This is a genomic window from Achromobacter agilis, assembly GCF_900496965.1.
GTDB lineage: Bacteria > Pseudomonadota > Gammaproteobacteria > Burkholderiales > Burkholderiaceae_B > Achromobacter > Achromobacter agilis.
In genome coordinates, this window is record NZ_UFQB01000022.1 from 101399 (window position 1) to 118579 (window position 17181).

A 17181-nucleotide genomic window follows, 5' to 3' on the forward strand; every position below is an offset into this window, starting at 1 on the left:
CACGGAAAACGCCATGCACAAGCACCCCGCCCTGGACGCCTGCCCTTCCCCCGCCGCCGCGGGCGCGGGCTGGCTGCGCTATGCCTCGCCCGCGCTGTTCTATCCCCTGGCCGGCCGGCTGATCCCGTGGCTGGCGCTGGCTGCCGCGCTGCTGGCCTGCGCGGGCCTGTACGTGGGGCTGGCCGTGGCCCCCGCCGACAGCCAGCAGGGCGAGGTCTACCGCATCCTTTTCATCCACGTGGCGGCGGCCTGGATGTCGATGTTCCTGTATCTGGTCATGGCGGCTTACGCCGCGCTGGGCCTGGTCTTCCACACCCGCCTCTCGTTCATGATGATGCGGGCGCTGGCGCCCACCGGCGCGTTGTTCACGTTCCTGACGCTATGGACCGGCGCGCTGTGGGGCAAGCCGACCTGGGGCGCGTGGTGGGTATGGGACGCCCGGCTGACCTCCGAGCTGATCCTGCTCTTCCTGTACCTCGGCTTCATGGCCTTGCAGGCGGCCGCCTCCGACGACGCGCAGCGGGCGGACCGCGGCGGCGCGATCCTGCTGCTGGCGGGCGTGGTCAACGTGCCCATCATCTATTTCTCGGTGCGCTGGTGGAACACGCTGCACCAGGGCGCCTCCATCAGTCTCACCACGGCGCCTTCCATGGCGAACATCATGCTGACGGCAATGCTGCTCATGGTGGCGGCGTTCTGGCTCTACAGCGCGGCGGCGGCGCTGGCGCGCGTGCGCGGCATCATCGCCGAACGCGAGCCGGGCGCGGTCCGGCCCCGGCGGGAGGCGCGATGAGCTGGGAAGCGCTGTTCTCGCTGCAGGGCCACAGCCCCTATCTGCTCGGCGCCTACGGAATGGCGCTGGCGCTGGTCGGGCTGGAGGCCTTCGTGCTGTGGCGGCGCGCCCGTGCCCGGCGGGCGGCCGAGGAGCGGCACCCCGGCCGCCCGGACGGAGCCCGGCCATGAGCCCGCGCAAGCGCCGCGCCCTGGCCATCGCCGGCGGCCTGGGCCTGCTGGCCCTGGCCGCGGCCCTCGTGCTCAACGCGCTGCAATCCAACCTGGTGTTCTTCTTCAGCCCCACCCAGGTCATGGCAAAGGAAGCGCCCAGCAGCGGCAGCTTCCGCGTCGGCGGCCTGGTGGAGCAAGGGTCGCTGCGCCGCGAAGCCGACGGGCTGACGCTGCGCTTCGTGGTGACGGACACCGCCCACACCGTGCCGGTGAGCTACCAGGGCCTGCTGCCCGACCTGTTCCGCGAGGGCAAGGGCGTGGTGGTGGCCGGCAAGCTGGGCCCGGACGGCGTGTTCCGCGCGACCGAAGTGCTGGCCAAGCATGACGAAAACTATATGCCGCCCGAGGCCGCCGACGCGCTCAAGCGCGCGGGCGGCGCGGCAAGTCCGGGCGCCGCGCCCGCCAATGCCATGCGGGCGCAGGCGCGATGATCCCCGAAATCGGCCTGTTCAGCCTGATCCTGGCGCTGCTGGTGGCGCTGGCGCAGGGCATCCTGCCGCTGGTCGGCGCGGCCACCGGCTGGCAGGCGGGCTTGCGGGTGGCCCGCCCCGCCGCCATCGGACAGTTCGGCCTGACCACCGTGGCCTTCTTCTGCCTGGCCTGGTCGTTCGTGGACAACGATTTCTCGGTGCTCTACGTGGCGGCCAACTCGCACGCCGACCTGCCCGCCGGCTACCGCTTCGCCGCGGTCTGGGGCGGGCACGAGGGATCGCTGCTGCTGTGGCTGTACCTGCTGACCGCCTGGAGCCTGGCCGTGGCGCTGTGCAGCCGGCGGCTGCCGCTGCCCTTCGTCGGGCGGGTGCTGGCGGTAATGGGCTGGATCAGCGTGGGCTTCCTGCTGTTCCTGCTGTTCCTGTCCAATCCCTTCGAACGCCTGATGCCGCCGGCCATGGCCGGACGGGACCTGAACCCGCTGCTCCAGGATCCCGGCATGATCGTGCATCCGCCGATGCTGTACATGGGCTACGTGGGCTTCTCCGTGGCGTTCGCGTTCGCCATCGCGGCGCTGCTGTCCGGCGAACTGGACGCCATGTGGGCCCGCTGGGTGCGGCCTTGGACCCTGGCCGCCTGGACCTTCCTGACCATCGGCATCCTGCTGGGCAGCGCCTGGGCCTATTACGTGCTGGGCTGGGGCGGCTGGTGGTTCTGGGATCCGGTGGAGAATGCGTCCTTCATGCCCTGGCTGGCGGGCACGGCGCTGATTCACTCGCTCATCGTGACCGAGCGGCGCGGCGCGTTCCGCAGCTGGACGGTGCTGCTGGCCATCTGCGCGTTCTCGCTCAGCATCCTGGGAACCTTCCTGGTGCGCTCGGGCGTGCTGACCTCCGTCCACGCCTTTGCGGTGGACCCCGGGCGCGGGCTGTACATCCTGGCTTTCATGACCGCGATCGTGGGCGGCTCGCTGGCGCTGTATGCCTGGCGCGCGCCCGCGGTGGGCCTGGGCGGCAGCTTCTCGCTGCTGTCGCGCGAATCGCTGCTGCTGTCGAACAACGTGGTGCTCACCGTGGCCGCGGGCTCGGTGCTGCTGGGCACACTGTACCCGGTGGTGCTGGACGTGCTGGAATGGGGCAAGATCTCCATCGGCCCGCCCTACTTCGAAGCCGTGTTCGTGCCGCTGATGACGCCCGCCATCTTCCTGATGGGCGTGGGGCCGGTCGCCCGCTGGAAGCAGGCGGAGCTGCCGGACCTGGGCCGCCGCCTGCGCGTTGCCTTCGCCGTCAGCGTAGCCACGGCCGTGCTGCTGCCGCTGGCCATGTCCGGCCCGGCGCGGCAGGGGTCTCCCATGGTCATCCTGGGGCTGTGGCTGGCGGCGTGGTCGGTGGCAAGCGCCGCGGCCCATGCCTGGCAGCGCCTGACCGACGGCGACGGCGGCTGGCTGCGCCGGCTCGGCCGGCAGCCGCGCTCCTGGTACGGCATGCTGCTGGCGCACGCGGGCGTGGGCATTTTCATCGCGGGCGTCACGCTGGCCAACGGCTATGAGGTCAAGCAGGAATTGCGGATGGAAATCGGCGAAACGCGCGATGCCGGCGGCTACCGATTCACGTTCGCCAGCGTGGGGCCGGCCGCCGGCCCCAACTACAGCGCACAGCGCGCCGTCTTCCCCGTCACACGAGACGGCAAGCCGGTGATCACCCTGTATCCGGAAAAGCGCCTCTATGCCGTGCAGGACATGGCGCTGAGCCAGGCCGACATCGACAGCGGCTTCACCCGCGACCTGTTCGTGGCGCTGGGCGAACCGGTGGGCGGCAACGCCTGGACGGTGCGCCTGCAGGTCAAGCCCTTCATGACCTGGATCTGGTCGGGCTGCATCCTGATGGCGCTGGGCGGGCTGCTGGCCGCCAGCGACAAGCGCTATCGCCGCGCCCAGGAAGCGCAGACGCGCGCGCGGGAGGCCGTGGCGGCGCCGGCCGCCCGGCCGACGCGGGAGGGCGCCTGATGCTGCGCTACCTGCTGCCGCTGGCCGCCTTTCTGGCGATGGCCGCATTCCTGGCGATGGGATTGTCGCGCGACCCGCGGGCGGTGCCTTCCGTCCTGATCGACAAGCCGGCCCCCGCCATCGGCCTGCCCGTCCTGCTGGCCCCCGGCCAGAAACTGGATGTGCAGGCGCTGCGCGGCCAGGTCTGGCTGCTGAACGTCTGGGCATCCTGGTGCGGCCCCTGCCGCGACGAACTGCCCGTGCTGCGCGAAGCCTCCCAGCGCCACGGCATTGCGCTGTATGGCCTGAACTACAAGGACAAGCCGGAAGACGCCACGGCCTGGCTGGCCCGCAACGGCAATCCTTATATCGCCTCGGCCAGCGACACGGATGGCCGCGTCGGCATCGAGTATGGCGTCTATGGCGTGCCGGAGACCTTCGTGATCGACAAGGACGGCCGCATCCGCTACAGGCAGCTGGGCCTGATCACGCCGGAAATCTGGAGCAGCCGCATGCTGCCCGCGATCGAGGCGCTGAAATGACGCGGCGGCCCGCCCTGCTTGCCGCCCTGGCCCTCGCACTGGCGCTCCTGGGCCCGGCGCCCGCCCCGGCCCAGGCGCCTCCCGCCCCGGCGCTGTCCGCGGACCAGGAACAGCGCGCCGACAAGCTGGCGCACCGCCTGCGCTGCCTGGTTTGCCAGAACCAGACCCTGGCCGAATCCAACGCGCCGCTGGCGCACGACATGCGCAACCTGATCCGCGGCCAGCTGGCCGAAGGCAGGACCGATGCCCAGATCATGCGCTTCTTCGAAGACCGGTACGGCGACTTCGTGCGCTACGACCCGCCCTTCAAGCCCATCACCTGGCTGCTGTGGCTGGGGCCGTTTGCGCTGCTGGCGCTGGGCTTCGCCGTGCTGCTGCGCACGCTCAAGCGGCGCGCCGGCGCGCGCGCGCCGCTGACGGCGGACGAACGCGAGCGCGCCGCCCGCTTCCTGGATACCGGCTCATGACCGCGCTCTGGCTCATCGTGGTGATCCTGCTGCTGGCGACCCTGCTCTGCCTGATCCCCCCGCTGCTGCGCCGCGCGCCCCCGGCGCAGCCGGCCGCCGACGCCAATGTGCGCGCGTTCTACCTGGCGCAGCGCGAACAGCTGCGGCGCGACCTGAAGAACGGCAGCCTCACGGCCTGCGCGCAGGCGCGCGCCGAAGAAGAGATGCAGCGCGACCTGCTGCAGGACCTGGAACTGCGCCGCCCGCGCGCCGCGCCGTGGGCCGGACAGCGCGCGGGCGTGGCCGCCGCCTGCCTGCTCAGCGTGCTGATCCCCGTCGCCGCCGTGCTGCTGTACGGCCAGCTGGGCAACCCGCGCGCGGCGGCCGGCGCCGCGGCCGTGCCCGCCGAACCGCATGCCGGCGCCTCCGGCGCATCGAGCGACGACATGGCGCTGGCGATCAACGCGCTGGCCCAGCGCCTGCGGGCCGCGCCCGACGACCCCGATGGCTGGTACATGCTGGCGCGCTCCTATGAAACCCTGGGCCGCTACGCCGACGCCGTCGCCGCCTACCAGCAGGTGCTGCGCCTGGTGCCCGGCCAGGCCGCCGTGCTGGCCGACCTGGCCGACGCGTTGCTGTCCGCCAACCAGGGCACGCCCGATGCGGCGTCCATCGCGGCGGTCGCGCAGGCGCTGGCCGCGCAGCCCGATCAGCCGAAGGCCCTGGCGCTGGCGGGCATGATGGCCCTGCGGCGGGGCGATGCCGCCGAAGCGCTGGCGCACTGGGAACGCCTGCAGACCCGGCTGCCGCCGGGCTCGGAAGCGGCGCGCCAGATCCAGTCCAATATCGCCCAGGCACGCGCGATGGCCGCGGGCTCGCCGCCCGCCCCTGCCGCGCCCGCCGCCGCGCGGATCAGCGGACGCGCCCGCATCGCCGACGCGCTGCGCGATCAGGTCCAGCCTACCGATACCGTGTTCATCCTGGCGCGGCCGGAGGATGGGCCGCGCATGCCGTTGGCCATCCTGCAGATGCAGGTCGCCGACCTGCCCCGGGATTTCGTGCTGGACGACAGCAGCGCGATATCGCCCGACGCGACCCTGTCGCGCGCCAGCAAGGTGCGGGTGGAGATCCGCGTCAGTCGCTCGGGCACGGCGGCCGCCCGGCCCGGAGATCTGGGCGGCGCGCTGCCAGGCGTCGGCGTGCCGGCCGGCGGGCTGGAGCTGGTGGCCGATACCGTCGTGCGCTAGCGCCTGCCGGCGCCAGACGCGCCTGCCGGCGTCAGACGCGCTCGATCCGGGCCGGCAGGCCTTGGCGCACCGCCGCGCCGGATACCCAATCGATCCAGACGTTGGCGTGCTCGCCGCGCGTGGCGTCGCTAAAACCCAGGTCGTTCAGGTTCACGCCCGCGCGCAGCGCGGGATCGTGCGGCATGGGCTTGCCGTCCACGACGTGGGCGCGCGCGCCCAGCTCGGTGTGGCCGTAGCCGTGCTCGATGCCGACCGCGCCCGGCTGGATGCCGTCGCGCAGCAGCGCGAGCCCCGTCACCGCGCCGCCCGGCGTCACGATGCGCACCGCATCGCCGTTGCGGATGCCCAGGCGCTCGCCGTCCTGCCGGTTGATCGATACCGGATTGTGCGGATGCACCTGGCGCAGGCGGTTGACGCCGATGGACATGGAGCTCATCAGGTTGGACTTGAATGAGCTGAGCAGGAACGGCCAGTCCTGCTTGCCGTATTCCGCCCGCATGTCGCGGCCGTCCGCCAGGCGCGTCGGATACCAGGTCGGGCAGCCGCTGTAGCGCTCGCCGGTCATCGAGTGGCGAAAGCCCGCCAGCTCTTCGCTCCAGATATGCAGCGGCTTGGCGTAGGCAAGGCGCGTCCGCCGCGCGGGGCCTTCGCCCACCCAGGCGTCTTCCAGCTTGTCGAAGCGGCCGCCGCGGCTCATCAGCATGGCGACCTGGCGCCATTCGCCGGGCTTGAGCTTTTGTTGCAGCAAGGCGCCGTAGCGGTCCACGCCGGTCAGCGCCATATCGTCGTCGCTGGCCTCGGGCACCGGGCGGCCGGCCGCGAACGCAATATTGGCCATCCCGCGCAGGAAGAAGTCCTCCGGCGTGTCCAATGCGTACTTGGCGCCGTCCTTGTCCGACATGGCATTCGCGCCGAAGCCCGGCATGCCCAGCCGCTTGGCGCAGGCGATCAGGAAGGTTTCCAGGCACACCGGCTCGCCGGCCGCATTGCGCGCCACGCGCGGCTGCACGGCGGGCCAGCGCACGGTGGACGCCTTGGCCACCACGTCCGCCCAGGGAGCCGACACGCCCCAGCTTTCGTACGTTACGGTGTCCGGCACGATGTAATCGGCCAGCGCATTAGTTTCATTGATGAAGGGGTTGATCGACACCGACAGCGGCAGCACGCGCGGATCTTTCAGCTTGTCGAACGCGACGTTCTTGAAGCCGGCAATGCCGTAGACCGGGTTGCTCATGTGGTTGAACCAGACCTTGGCGCGGTACGGATAGCCTGCCAGCGCGGAGGCCAGCATTTCGGAGCTGAGCCCGCCGGTGGCCGGGTACCAGGGCGCGTCCGCCGGATAGGCGGACTGGCCGGCGGCCCTCTTGCGTTTGAACTCGCTGGACTTCTCGTAAGGGAAGCGGTTGCGCGACAGGGACACGCCCTTGGGCGCGGCGCGGTTGGCGAAGCCGGCGATGTTGTAGCGCGGCCCCGGGCCATAGGGCGGGAACGGGCCGGCGTCCAGCAGCAGGCCGCCTTCTACATTGAGATTGCCCACCAGCGTGTTCAACATGGCAATGGCGTAGGTGGTATAGAAGCCCGCGCCGCTCATCGTGCCGCCATGCGCGTCGGCCACGGCAAGCTTGCCGTAACTGGTGAAGCGTTCGGCCAGCGACGCGATCTTGGCGGCGGGCACGCCGCACAGCTCGGCGTATTCGTCCAGGGTCTTGCGGCGGGCTTCTTCGCGCAGCAGCGACAGCGAAGAGCGCACGCGCATCGGCGGCGGCGCGCCCTCCATGCCCGGCACGGCCACGGCCTCGTCGACGAACAGCGTGGCGGGGCCCGCGACGGTGTGCGGCGCCAGCGTGCCGTCCTCCAGGCGCACGACGTATACGTCTTCCCATTTCTCGCCCGCGTCCGCCGGGCGCGGCCAGCCCAGGTCCGCGCCCCGCAGGAAACTGCCGCGGCGCGGGTGGCCGTCTTCGGCGACGACGAGATGGGTGGCGTTGGTCCAGGCCGTCTCGCCCGCCGCCTGCATGGCGGCCGGGCCGGGTTGCGACAGCATGCGGGCATTGAAGCGTTCGTTGTCCAGGATCCAGCGGATCAGGCCCATGGCAAGCGACAGATCGCTGGCGGGGTTGACCGGCAGCCACTCATTGCCCGATCCGGCCGACAGGCTGGAGGACGCGGGCAGCATGGGCGACACGACCACATAAGTGAAGCCGGTTTCCTCCGGACGCACCCGGGCTTCGGCCAATTGGCGGGCCTGGCGCTGGAAGGGGTTGCCGGATTGCGCCGGCGATGTGCCGATGAACAGGCCGAAGCGCGCATTGTCCCAGTCGGGCTTGCCGTGCGGCATGCCCTTCAGGTCGCCGAAAGCGGCGCCCGTGCCCACGCGGAAGCTCTGGCCGCAATAGGACCCATGGTTGCTGACGTTGACCGTGCCGAACGATTGCGCGGCAAAACGCTGAATCAACGGCGTGCGGCCTTCGTTGGCCGATTCGGTGAAGAGGAACTGGTTGACCTTGGCGCCGTATTCCGGATTCTTCGGATCCAGCGGCGTTTCGCGGTCGAAGAGCGCGCGCAGCCCTTCCACATGGCCCTCGCCGAACAGGTCGCCGCCCTCGCAGACTTCCTGCACCAGTTGCTCGAACGAGATGGTCTGCCACTTGCCCTCGCCGCGCCCGCCCACCCGCTTTAGCGGCTGCAGTACGCGGAACGGGCTGTTCATCTGTTCCAGCATGGCCGAACCGCGGGCGCACGAGGTCGCGCGCCCTTCCAGGCCGTTGTCGCCGCCCAGCTGCGCGTACACCTCGCGCACCGACGTTTCCATCGCGGCGGGCCGGGTGGTGGCCAGCGGATGATAAGGGTTGCCCGCCACGCGCAGGATGCGGTTTTCCTTGGTGTCCACGCGCAGCCGCACGCCGCACTGGGTCCAGCAGCCCAGACAGCTCGAGGGGCTGACGGTCTGGCCCGGCTGGGCGCTCAGCACGCCGGTCAAGGGATCGATGCGGAATTCAGGAGTCAGCGAATTGCCCCGCACGGCGTGAGCCGTGGGCACGCCGGCCGTGCCCTGCGCCAGGCCCTTGACCGCACGGGTCACGGTTTCGCCATAACCGGCCGCGAAAGCCGCCATGCCGCCGGCGACCAGGCCGCCGCGCACCATCAGCTTGCGCCGCGCCTCGTCGCGCGGGTGGTCCGGCACGTCGGCCGCCGCTGCGCCGGGCTTGTCGTCTTTATGTTGCTTGTCCATTGCTTTCTTTTCCATGTTCTTTCTTCTTGCGTCAGGCCGCCATGCCCCGCTGGCGCGCGGGGAACAACTCCAGGGCGTAGGTCACGGCGGCGACCAGCGCCACGCACAGGCCCAGCACGCCCACCATGCCGAGCAGGCCATCGCTGCCCCAGGGCATGTCGTACAGATAGAGGCCGGCGCCGTACTTCGGCACGCCCTGCACGCTCATGAACACGACCCAGCGGAAGATCCAGGCGGCGGCCAGCATGGTCAGCGCCAGCGCGGCCGAAGGCAGGGGCTCGGCCAGCGTCCGGGCCGGACGCTGCAACAGCGCGATCATGCAAAAGGCCGTGATCACCGCGCCGGCCAGGCTGACGCGCCAGATCGGGAAGTCCGCGAACAGGCGCAGGGCCGCGTCGAAGGACGGGTCCATGCCCAGCATGCCCAGCAGCGCCCAGGCGCCGGCGCCCAGCGCCATCATCACGACGGCGGTCAGGCTCAGGCGGCGCAGCATATCCACCGGCAGGGCCCGCATGCCGCCGGGCAGCCAGCGGCCCATCAGGAACATGGCGCCCAGCGCGCCCAGCCAGGCGGTCAGCGCGAAGTTCACGGGCAGGAACACCGTGTGCCACAGGGGCCGCGAACGCAGCACCATGACTTCGGCGCCGGTGTAGACCAAGATGGACAGCGCGGATACGGCCAGCGCCGCGCCCACCGCGCGCATCCAGCCGCTGCGGCCCCACCACCATGCCGCGCAGAACAGCAGGGACAGGGTCACGAACACCGGCAGCAGCAGCGCGCCCAGCCACATCCACGACCAGGGCGTGAAATGCGCGTAGAAATGCCAGAAGCGCCCCGGCTGGTGCAGGTCGGCCAGAAGCGAAACCGGCGCGGCGATGGCGCTGACCAGCAACACCGTCACCGCCGCGGGCAGCAGCCGGCGCGCGGGCGAACCGGCGCGCCCGAAGGCCGCGAACGCGGCGGTCAGCGCGGTGGTGGCGCTGATGCCGATAAGAAAGAAGTACTGCACGGCCCAAGGCAGCCAGGCGGCATCGTAGACCGGCGTGAGCAATTCCGAGATCTGCATGGATATCCCCTTCGGAGGCTCAATGGCCGCCAGCCAGCCGCACGCCGGCCTGGCCGTCGACCTGATGGACGAACGCATCGGGCAGGCCGATGTAATAGACGTGGGGATCGGTCTTCATTTCGGGCTTGAGCACCTTGATGTCGGCCTTGTGCTCGGCCAGCAGCTGGGAAATGGCGCTGTCGGGATCGTTCAGGTCGCCGATGACGCGGGCGCCGCCGACGCAGCTTTCCACGCAGGCCGGCAGCAGGCCGGCTTCCAGCCGGTGCTCGCAGAACGTGCACTTGTCGGCGGTCTGGGTTTCATGATTGATGAAGCGGGCGTCGTACGGACAGGCCTGCACGCAATACGCGCAGCCGACGCAGCGTTCGTTGTCGACCAGCACGATGCCGTCTTCGCGCTGGAACGTGGCCTGCACCGGACAGACCGGCACGCAGGGCGGGTTGTCGCAGTGGTTGCACAGGCGCGGGAGCATCACCATGGAGGTGGGGCCGCCGGCGTCGGGCGTGACCTCGTATTGCAGGACGGTGGTGCGGAACTGCCCGATCGGGGGCAGGTTTTCCATGGAACAGCTGACCGTACAGGATTGGCAGCCGATGCATTTGCGCATGTCGACGACCATGCCATAGCGCTTGCCCGGCATACCCGGGCGGCGCGGCGGCTGGCCGTTAAGGCCAGTGGCCTCGGCCTGGATGGGAATAACGGTGGCCGCCGCCCCTAGCCCAAGAAGTCCTTTGAGGAAGCCTCGTTTACCCGGCAAAGGCGTTTCCGGGGGGCTGGCGGGGGTATGCATAAAAGGTTCTCCAAGCAACTTATCTGCTACGTGAATTAACTTATCACCTGGAGTTATATAGAGACTTGATTTGAATCAACCGGGGACGGATTGCCCGGGTTTTCCCGCGCTTTAGCGGCCGCCCGCCCTCAATCCCGCAGCGTGAGCGCCCGGCGCCAGGCGGCCAACTTCTGCTCGAACGAGACCGCCGCGTGCGCGGGGCTGGTCGAAGGCAGGTCGACGTATTCCAGGCTGGCGGCGAGGCCGGGCAGCACGTGGCGCCGGTAGAGGGAGGCGGCCTTGCCGCCGTTGAAACACACGCGGACGATGGCCGGGTGGCGTTCCAGGAATGCGGCGAAATCGTTGGCGACCAGGGTGTCGCCGCGGATGTCGGCATCCAGGCTGCCGGGGCGCTCGCAGGCTTGCAGCACGTCCCAGAGGGCGACGCCGGCCGCCTGCAACGCAAGCAGGCGATCGGGGTAGTCCAGCGCGGGATCGAAGCCGTGCGCGGCGGCCGCGATGGGCCAGAAGGCGTTGCGCGGATGCGCGTAATAGCGGGCCTGCCTGAGCGAGGCCACGCCGGGCATGGAGCCCAGCACCAGAATGCGGGCGTCGGGCGCCGCCACCGGGGCAAAGCCCCGCACCTGGTCGTTTTGCCCTGCCCGGGCCGGGTCCGCACTGGTTCGCATGGCGACAGGATACGCGAGGCGGCGCGGCCCGGCCGCCCGCACCCCACCGTCCGATAGGTAGAACAGTGCTTATCAGTAGCAGGGACTACCGCCACGGGCGTTGCGCCCTTATCTTCATAGTCATGACGAACGGCCCCGCAGGGGCCGCGCAACAGGAAATACGACCATGAAGAAGATCCTCGGTTTGCACGCCAGCCCCCGTCCCCACTGGGTGGGCGACGGCTTTCCGGTGCGCTCGATGTTTTCCTATAACGACAAGGGCAAGAACACCAGCCCGTTCCTGCTGCTGGACTATGCCGGCCCGGCCCAATTCGAGCCCGCCGACCATCCCCGCGGCGTAGGACAGCATCCGCATCGCGGCTTCGAAACGGTGACCATCGTCTACAGCGGCGAAGTCGAGCACCGCGATTCCACCGGCAACGGCGGCGTCATCGGTCCCGGCGACGTGCAATGGATGACGGCGGCTTCGGGCATCCTGCACGAGGAGTTCCATTCCCCCGCGTTCACCCGCAAGGGCGGCGAACTGGAAATGGTGCAGCTTTGGGTCAACCTGCCCGCCAAGGACAAGAAGGCGCCGGCGGGCTACCAGGGCATTCTCAATGCGGACATCCCGGTGGTGACGCTGCCGGACGATGCGGGCACGCTGCGCGTGATCGCGGGCAGCTACGCGGGCCAGGCCGGCCCGGCGCGCACCTTCACGCCCATGGACGTGTGGGACGTGAAGCTGGCCGCCGGCAAGTCGGCGACCTTCCCGGTGGCCGCCGGCCGCAATAGCATGCTGGTGATGCTGCGCGGCACGGTGCTGGTCAACGGCGAATCCGTCGCCCGCGACGCGCAACTGGCCCTGTTCTCGCAAGAGGGCGAGGACATCACTGTCGAAGCCAACAACGACGCGATGTTCCTGGTGCTCAGCGGCGAGCCCATCGATGAGCCGGTGGTCGGCTACGGCCCGTTCGTGATGAACACGCAGGCCGAGATCGTTGAAGCCATCCAGGACTTCAACGCCGGCCGCTACGGCAAGATGCACTGAGCGGCACGGGGCCGGCCTACCTGGGCCGGCCCCGTGCGCGCATGTTCCTTGATCAGGCGCACGAAACGCTGCACCTGCCGGCTGGGACGCTCGAAGCGCGAACGCACCAGGCTCAGCGAAAGCGGGATCGACTCCCGCAGCGGCCGCGTCACTACGCCAGGCCAGCCCTGCTGCCCGACGGAGAACTGGTCGACGATCGCCACGCCTGCCCCCGCCCGCACCAGCGCGCAGGCCAGCTCCGCCCGCACGATATCCACCGCGGCGGTCCAGCTGACGTTGGCGCGCTGGAACGCCGCGGCCACGAGCTGCCCGAAAGGGATGTTGCGGCTGTAGAGAATCAGCCGGCAATTGGCCAGCTCGGCCAGGCCCACCGCCGGCTGCGACGCCAAGGGGTGGCCCTGCGGCAGGATGCAGACCATCTCGCCCGTGGCCAGCGGCTCCACCACCAGATTGGGGTGGTCGATCGGCAACACCGATACGGCCAGTTCCGCCTTGCGCCCCAGCAGTTCGTGCGCCATGTCGGCCAGCAGCGTGGTGTGGTACTTGAGCCGGACGTTGGGATAGAGCTCCAGGTATTGCGCGATGACGGGCGGCACGAAGTTCAGCGCAAGGCTGGGACTGGAACACAGCGTCAACGCGCCCTCCGGCCGCTTGGCCAGATCGCGGGCCAGCTCGTCGATGCGCAGCGCTTCCTCGAACAGCGGCCCCACCTCCTGGAACAGGCGATGCGCCTCCGGGGTGGGCGTGAGCTTGCCCTTGTCCCGTTCGAACAGCTGCAGGCCCAGGCTCAATTCGGTATGGGCGATGAGGCGGCTGATGGCCGGCTGCGACACGAAGAGCAGTTTGGCCGCCCCGTTCATGGAGCCGGTCAGCATCACGGCCCGGAAGACTTCCATTTGCCTGAGCTTGAAACGCATGGCTGACCCGATAATCGTTTGTTATATCCCCTGGCCAACTTAGCATAACTGCCGAATCCAGGCATTCATTAGCATTCCAGACGGCGCCTGGCACGTTTTCCAGGGCGATTCGATAAAGGGAATGCATGACGCTGAAGATAGGATTCGTCGGCCTGGGCATGATGGGCCTGCCGATGCTGGACAACCTCGCCCGCGGCGGGGACGACTTCGACATCCTGGCCTATGACCGCGACCCCGCGCGCCTGGACCGCCTCGCCGCGCATCCGGCCTGGAACCGTACGCTCAGGCCCGCTGCCGACCTGCGGGCCCTGGCCGCCTGCGACGTGGTCATCACCATGCTGCCGGACAGCACCATCACCAACGCCGTGATCGAAGGCGAGGACGGGCTGGCCGCCGTCATGCGCGCGGGTTCGGTGCTGCTGGACATGGGGTCGTCCAACCCCGCCGAGACGCTGCGGCTGGCGCCCCGCCTGCGCGCAGTCGGGGTGACGCTGATCGATGCGCCGGTATCGGGCGCGGTGGCCAAGGCCGCCGCCGGGACGCTGGCCATCATGGTCGGAGCCGATGCCGCCGGCCTGGAGCGCGTGCGTCCGGTGCTCTCGCGCATGGGCGCCTCGCTCATCCATACCGGCGCGGTGGGTTCCGCCCACGCCATGAAGGCGCTCAACAACTATGTCTATGCGGCCGGCCTGCTGGCGGCCAGCGAAGCGCTGCTGATCGCCCAGCGCATGGATCTGGACCTTGATGTGTTCACCGACGTGCTCAATGCCTCCAGCGGCCGCAACGTGGCCACCGAGACCAAGCTGCGGCAATTCGTCGTGCCGGGCACCTATAACGGCGGCTTCGCCCTGGCGCTGATGGCCAAGGACCTGCGCACCGCCGATGCGCTGCAGGCGCTGGCCGGCGTTTCTGCCACGCAACTGTCGCTGTGCACGGCGCTATGGCAGCGCGCGCGCGAAGCGCTGCCCGCCGGCGCCGACAACACCGAGATCCACCGCTACCTGGAGCGCCTGAACGCTCCCGCGCCGGCCTGAACCGCCGCGCGCCGACCATAACGACATCCAACAGGAGACAACCATGAAACGACCCGCCGCCGCACGCAAGCTGGCGCTCGGCCTGGGCGCGGCCCTGCTTGCCGCCGCCGGCGCCCGCGCCGCGCCTTATCCCGACCACCCCATCCGCATGGTCGTGCCGTTTCCGCCCGGCAGCATCACCGACGTAGTGGCCCGCAGCCTGGGCAAGGTCATGGGCGACGACCTGGGCCAGCCCGTGGTGGTGGAAAACAAGCCGGGCGCCAACGGCATCATCGGCACCCACGACGTGGCCCGCGCCAAGCCCGACGGCTACACGCTGGTGGTGGTGGGCGTGTCCACCGCCGCCAGCGGCGTGAGCCTCTTCAAGGATCTGCCCTACAACCCCGCCACCGACCTCGCGCCCATCGGCGCCGTCGCCGAGACCCCCTACCTGCTCGTCGGCTCGCCGCGCATGCCTGGCGCCAAGGTGTCCGACCTGTTCGCCTACGGCGCGCAGCACCCGGGCAAGCTCACCTATGCCTATGGCTCGGGCAGCGCGCAGGTGTTCGGCGCCAAGCTGGCCGCCATGGGCAAGATCAACGTCACGCCGGTCCCGTACCGCGGCGGCCCGCAGGCGCTCACCGACGTCATCGGCGGCACGGTCGACCTCACCTTCACGGACCTGGCCAACGGCCTGCAGCAGGCGCGCGCCGGCAAGGTCAAGACCTATGGCGTCAGCACCCCGGAACGTTTCCCGCTGGCGCCCGACATTCCCACGCTCAATGAAACTGGCGCGCCCGGCTTCAACCTGACCGTCTGGTTCGGACTCATGGGCCCCGCCGGCCTGCCCGGCCCGGTGCTCGACCGCCTGTCGCAATCGCTGGGCAAGGCCCTGGCCAACGACGAGCTCAAGCAAACCTACGCCCGCCAGGGTCTGACCGTGAAAGTGCAGACTCCGGCCGAATTCGGCGGCTTCGTGCGTGCCGAAATCGACAAATGGGCCGCCATCGTCAAGGAAACCGGCATTGCGCCGCAATGACCGTTCCGTTCAACCTCTTCCGGACACTTCCCTCATGTCGCTGATCGATATCCGCAAACGCTGCCTCATCGTCGAAACCACCTTCCATGAAAATGGCCCGCCGCCCGGGACGCCGCTCAAGCTCGCGGCCTCCTGCGCCGTCATCCGCAACCCCTACGCCGGCCGCTACGAACCGGATCTCATGCCCTTCATGGCCGAACTGCGCAGCCTGGGCACGCTGCTGGCGACCGAGCTGGTCGACACGCTGGGCGGCAAGGACAACATCGAGGTCTACAGCAAGGCCGCCATCGTGGGCCTGGACGGCGAAATGGAACATGGCGCGGTCTGGCATGAAGCCGGCGGCTGGGCCATGCGCACCGTGCTGGGCGAGCCCAAGGCCATGGTGCCGGCCGTGAAGGCCGTGGCGGTGGCCGGCTACCGCATGATGGTGCCGGTGCACTATATCCACGCCTCGTACGTGCGCAGCCACTTCAACAGCATCGAGATCGGCATCCAGGACGCCCCGCGCGCCAACGAGATCCTGTTCGCCCTGGTCATGGGCACGGGCGGCCGCGTGCATTCGCGCCTGGGCGGACTGACCAAGGAAGCGGTTTCGGTGCACGACGGCCAGCGCTAGGCGCCGGGAATCGTCAGGGACAGCCCCGCCCGGTCGGCCACGTTGCAGATGTGCGCCCGCATCGCGCGGCGCGCGGCCTCGGGCGAACCGGTCGCCAGCGCGTCGATGATCTCGGCATGCTCGCGGATCGGTTCGCGCACGCGCGCGGGATCGGCGAACGCGACCTGGCGGCTCCCGTCGACCACGTCGCCGATGCTCTCCGCCAGGTCCAGCAGCATGGGGCTGCCGGCGATTTCGAACAGGCAGGCATGGAAGGCGTGATCGCCTTCCGACATCGTGACCAGGTCGCCGGCGTCGGCGGCCTGCTCCATTTGTGTGATGGTCGCGTGCAGGCGGCTCAGGCCCGCCTGCGTGACGACGCTGGCGGCCAGGCCGGCGGCCAGCTCCTCCAGCTGATTGCGCACCAGGTAGACGTCGCGCAGCGCATACCGCCCCTGGAAACGCCAGCGGCCGTAGGCGCTGCCCAGGCCCTTCTCGCCGGGCCTTGCGATGAACACGCCGCGGCCGGCTTCGCTGCGCAGCATGCCCAGGCCTTCCAGCATGGTGATGGCCTCGCGCAGCGACGCGCGGCTCACGCCCAGCGCCTCGGCCAGCTGGCGTTGCCCGGGCAGCTTGCCGGCCGCCACCCATTCGCTCGAACGGATGCGGGCTTGCAGCTGCTGGGCAATGTGTTCGACGGTGTTCATCGTGGAATTCCTCAATGCGCGGACGCGCGGCGCACGCCCCGGAGGTCGTTGACAGCCAAATCCTGCCTGGGCATTATGACACCCAACTGGTCTGACCGGTAAGGATAAAACCGGGCCGGACAACACCCCCGGCGCGCCGCCGGGGCCCTGCCCCAACCTCTGTGAAGCGCCGCTCATGCCCGACCTCCACGATAGATTCGCCCGCGCCGTCGACGCCCTGGCCCGATTGGGCGACTACCCCTACTCCGAACGCCGCCAGGCCTGGCTGGACCGCCTGCGCGTCAACCTGCCCGAACTGGAAATGCTGGATGCGCTGGCGCCGGAAGCGGAGCTGGGCTATCTGGCCCCGCCCCCGGCCGCGCCGGGCGAGACGCTCCCGGCCGCCCAGGCCGGCCGGGGCATCGCGGTCTCGCGCCATGTGCCGGGCATTGCCGCCATCGCGCGCGAATGCCGCGCCGCCCCCGAGCG

At 69.8% G+C, this 17181-nt stretch carries 17 protein-coding genes and 1 pseudogene; 12 read left to right on the forward strand and 6 right to left on the reverse strand.

Annotated features, from left to right (window positions below; translation table 11 throughout):
* Positions 1 to 13 precede the first annotated feature (13 nt).
* The 7 genes from ccmC to ccmI are packed head-to-tail and all read left to right on the forward strand — an operon-like array spanning position 14 to position 5656.
* Positions 14 to 793, forward strand: a complete 780-nt coding sequence (gene ccmC / locus AGI3411_RS22640; RefSeq protein WP_129529576.1) for a heme ABC transporter permease CcmC — start codon at positions 14 to 16, stop codon at positions 791 to 793.
* The gene (ccmD, locus tag AGI3411_RS22645) at positions 790 to 963 is read left to right on the forward strand and encodes a heme exporter protein CcmD (protein WP_129529577.1); all 174 of its coding nucleotides are present in this window, start codon (positions 790 to 792) and stop codon (positions 961 to 963) included. Before ccmC ends, ccmD begins: the two co-directional genes overlap by 4 nt.
* Positions 960 to 1436, forward strand: a complete 477-nt coding sequence (gene ccmE, locus AGI3411_RS22650; protein WP_129529578.1) for a cytochrome c maturation protein CcmE — start codon at positions 960 to 962, stop codon at positions 1434 to 1436. Before ccmD ends, ccmE begins: the two co-directional genes overlap by 4 nt.
* Complete coding sequence (locus AGI3411_RS22655) at positions 1433 to 3442, forward strand: heme lyase CcmF/NrfE family subunit (protein ID WP_129529579.1); 2010 nt, start codon at positions 1433 to 1435, stop codon at positions 3440 to 3442. Before ccmE ends, AGI3411_RS22655 begins: the two co-directional genes overlap by 4 nt.
* Positions 3442 to 3963, forward strand: a complete 522-nt coding sequence (locus AGI3411_RS22660) for a DsbE family thiol:disulfide interchange protein (protein WP_129529580.1) — start codon at positions 3442 to 3444, stop codon at positions 3961 to 3963. The genes AGI3411_RS22655 and AGI3411_RS22660 overlap by 1 nt, the downstream gene beginning before the upstream one ends.
* Positions 3960 to 4430: a cytochrome c-type biogenesis protein gene (locus tag AGI3411_RS22665; protein WP_244240429.1), complete on the forward strand. Its 471-nt coding sequence runs from the start codon at positions 3960 to 3962 to the stop codon at positions 4428 to 4430. Before AGI3411_RS22660 ends, AGI3411_RS22665 begins: the two co-directional genes overlap by 4 nt.
* On the forward strand, positions 4427 to 5656 hold the full coding sequence (gene ccmI / locus AGI3411_RS22670; protein ID WP_129529581.1) for a c-type cytochrome biogenesis protein CcmI: 1230 nt from the start codon (positions 4427 to 4429) through the stop codon (positions 5654 to 5656). Before AGI3411_RS22665 ends, ccmI begins: the two co-directional genes overlap by 4 nt.
* A 31-nt stretch (positions 5657 to 5687) precedes the next feature.
* On the opposite strand, the gene AGI3411_RS22675 is transcribed toward ccmI, so the two are convergent.
* From AGI3411_RS22675 to AGI3411_RS22690, 4 genes are all read right to left on the reverse strand, one after another.
* A complete protein-coding gene (locus AGI3411_RS22675; protein WP_425265369.1) occupies positions 5688 to 8888 on the reverse strand; it encodes a tetrathionate reductase subunit A in 3201 nt (1066 codons plus the stop codon).
* 31 nt (positions 8889 to 8919) lie between these two features.
* A complete protein-coding gene (gene nrfD / locus AGI3411_RS22680; protein WP_129529582.1) occupies positions 8920 to 9954 on the reverse strand; it encodes an NrfD/PsrC family molybdoenzyme membrane anchor subunit in 1035 nt (344 codons plus the stop codon).
* Positions 9955 to 9973: 19 nt separating this feature from the next.
* Entirely contained in the window at positions 9974 to 10744 is a 771-nt protein-coding gene (gene dsrO / locus AGI3411_RS22685; protein ID WP_129529583.1) for a sulfate reduction electron transfer complex DsrMKJOP subunit DsrO, read from the reverse strand.
* A gap of 128 nt (positions 10745 to 10872) precedes the next feature.
* A complete protein-coding gene (locus AGI3411_RS22690; protein ID WP_129529584.1) occupies positions 10873 to 11412 on the reverse strand; it encodes a DNA-deoxyinosine glycosylase in 540 nt (179 codons plus the stop codon).
* A gap of 166 nt (positions 11413 to 11578) precedes the next feature.
* Here AGI3411_RS22690 and AGI3411_RS22695 point away from each other — a divergent pair, with 166 nt between their 5' ends.
* Positions 11579 to 12442, forward strand: coding sequence for a pirin family protein (locus AGI3411_RS22695; RefSeq protein WP_129529585.1), 864 nt, complete (start codon positions 11579 to 11581; stop codon positions 12440 to 12442).
* On the opposite strand, the gene AGI3411_RS22700 is transcribed toward AGI3411_RS22695, so the two are convergent.
* The gene (locus AGI3411_RS22700) at positions 12424 to 13359 is read right to left on the reverse strand and encodes a LysR family transcriptional regulator (protein ID WP_129529586.1); all 936 of its coding nucleotides are present in this window, start codon (positions 13357 to 13359) and stop codon (positions 12424 to 12426) included. The genes AGI3411_RS22695 and AGI3411_RS22700 overlap by 19 nt on opposite strands.
* A gap of 125 nt (positions 13360 to 13484) precedes the next feature.
* Here AGI3411_RS22700 and AGI3411_RS22705 point away from each other — a divergent pair, with 125 nt between their 5' ends.
* Genes AGI3411_RS22705 through AGI3411_RS22715 form a run of 3 tightly spaced genes read left to right on the forward strand, consistent with a single transcriptional unit; the run spans position 13485 to position 16027 of the window.
* Entirely contained in the window at positions 13485 to 14393 is a 909-nt protein-coding gene (locus AGI3411_RS22705; RefSeq protein ID WP_129529587.1) for an NAD(P)-dependent oxidoreductase, read from the forward strand.
* Between the two features lie 43 nt (positions 14394 to 14436).
* Positions 14437 to 15411 carry a Bug family tripartite tricarboxylate transporter substrate binding protein gene (locus AGI3411_RS22710; protein ID WP_208748160.1) on the forward strand — a complete coding sequence of 325 codons (975 nt, stop codon included), beginning with the start codon at positions 14437 to 14439 and terminating at the stop codon, positions 15409 to 15411.
* Positions 15412 to 15445: 34 nt separating this feature from the next.
* The gene (locus AGI3411_RS22715) at positions 15446 to 16027 is read left to right on the forward strand and encodes an amino acid synthesis family protein (protein ID WP_129529588.1); all 582 of its coding nucleotides are present in this window, start codon (positions 15446 to 15448) and stop codon (positions 16025 to 16027) included.
* On the opposite strand, the gene AGI3411_RS22720 is transcribed toward AGI3411_RS22715, so the two are convergent.
* Positions 16024 to 16713, reverse strand: a complete 690-nt coding sequence (locus tag AGI3411_RS22720) for a FadR/GntR family transcriptional regulator (protein ID WP_129529589.1) — start codon at positions 16711 to 16713, stop codon at positions 16024 to 16026. The two genes, AGI3411_RS22715 and AGI3411_RS22720, sit on opposite strands and share 4 nt — an antisense overlap.
* Positions 16714 to 16888: 175 nt before the next feature.
* Here AGI3411_RS22720 and AGI3411_RS22725 point away from each other — a divergent pair.
* Positions 16889 to 17181, forward strand: a pseudogene (locus AGI3411_RS22725) (amidase); the annotation flags it as partial.

Excerpts from the sequence above, each read along its gene's own strand:
- dsrO (WP_129529583.1), bottom strand. The coding sequence starts at position 10,744 with ATGCATACCCCCGCCAGCCCCCCGGAAACGCCTTTGCCGGGTAAACGA.
- ccmC (WP_129529576.1), top strand. The coding sequence starts at position 14 with ATGCACAAGCACCCCGCCCTGGACGCCTGCCCTTCCCCCGCCGCCGCG.
- AGI3411_RS22660 (WP_129529580.1), top strand. The coding sequence starts at position 3,442 with ATGCTGCGCTACCTGCTGCCGCTGGCCGCCTTTCTGGCGATGGCCGCA.
- AGI3411_RS22675 (WP_425265369.1), bottom strand. The coding sequence starts at position 8,888 with ATGGACAAGCAACATAAAGACGACAAGCCCGGCGCAGCGGCGGCCGAC.
- AGI3411_RS22710 (WP_208748160.1), top strand. The coding sequence starts at position 14,437 with ATGAAACGACCCGCCGCCGCACGCAAGCTGGCGCTCGGCCTGGGCGCG.
- ccmI (WP_129529581.1), top strand. The coding sequence starts at position 4,427 with ATGACCGCGCTCTGGCTCATCGTGGTGATCCTGCTGCTGGCGACCCTG.
- ccmD (WP_129529577.1), top strand. The coding sequence starts at position 790 with ATGAGCTGGGAAGCGCTGTTCTCGCTGCAGGGCCACAGCCCCTATCTG.
- AGI3411_RS22715 (WP_129529588.1), top strand. The coding sequence starts at position 15,446 with ATGTCGCTGATCGATATCCGCAAACGCTGCCTCATCGTCGAAACCACC.
- AGI3411_RS22705 (WP_129529587.1), top strand. The coding sequence starts at position 13,485 with ATGACGCTGAAGATAGGATTCGTCGGCCTGGGCATGATGGGCCTGCCG.
- AGI3411_RS22690 (WP_129529584.1), bottom strand. The coding sequence starts at position 11,412 with ATGCGAACCAGTGCGGACCCGGCCCGGGCAGGGCAAAACGACCAGGTG.
- AGI3411_RS22665 (WP_244240429.1), top strand. The coding sequence starts at position 3,960 with ATGACGCGGCGGCCCGCCCTGCTTGCCGCCCTGGCCCTCGCACTGGCG.
- AGI3411_RS22700 (WP_129529586.1), bottom strand. The coding sequence starts at position 13,359 with ATGCGTTTCAAGCTCAGGCAAATGGAAGTCTTCCGGGCCGTGATGCTG.
- ccmE (WP_129529578.1), top strand. The coding sequence starts at position 960 with ATGAGCCCGCGCAAGCGCCGCGCCCTGGCCATCGCCGGCGGCCTGGGC.
- AGI3411_RS22655 (WP_129529579.1), top strand. The coding sequence starts at position 1,433 with ATGATCCCCGAAATCGGCCTGTTCAGCCTGATCCTGGCGCTGCTGGTG.
- AGI3411_RS22695 (WP_129529585.1), top strand. The coding sequence starts at position 11,579 with ATGAAGAAGATCCTCGGTTTGCACGCCAGCCCCCGTCCCCACTGGGTG.
- nrfD (WP_129529582.1), bottom strand. The coding sequence starts at position 9,954 with ATGCAGATCTCGGAATTGCTCACGCCGGTCTACGATGCCGCCTGGCTG.
- AGI3411_RS22720 (WP_129529589.1), bottom strand. The coding sequence starts at position 16,713 with ATGAACACCGTCGAACACATTGCCCAGCAGCTGCAAGCCCGCATCCGT.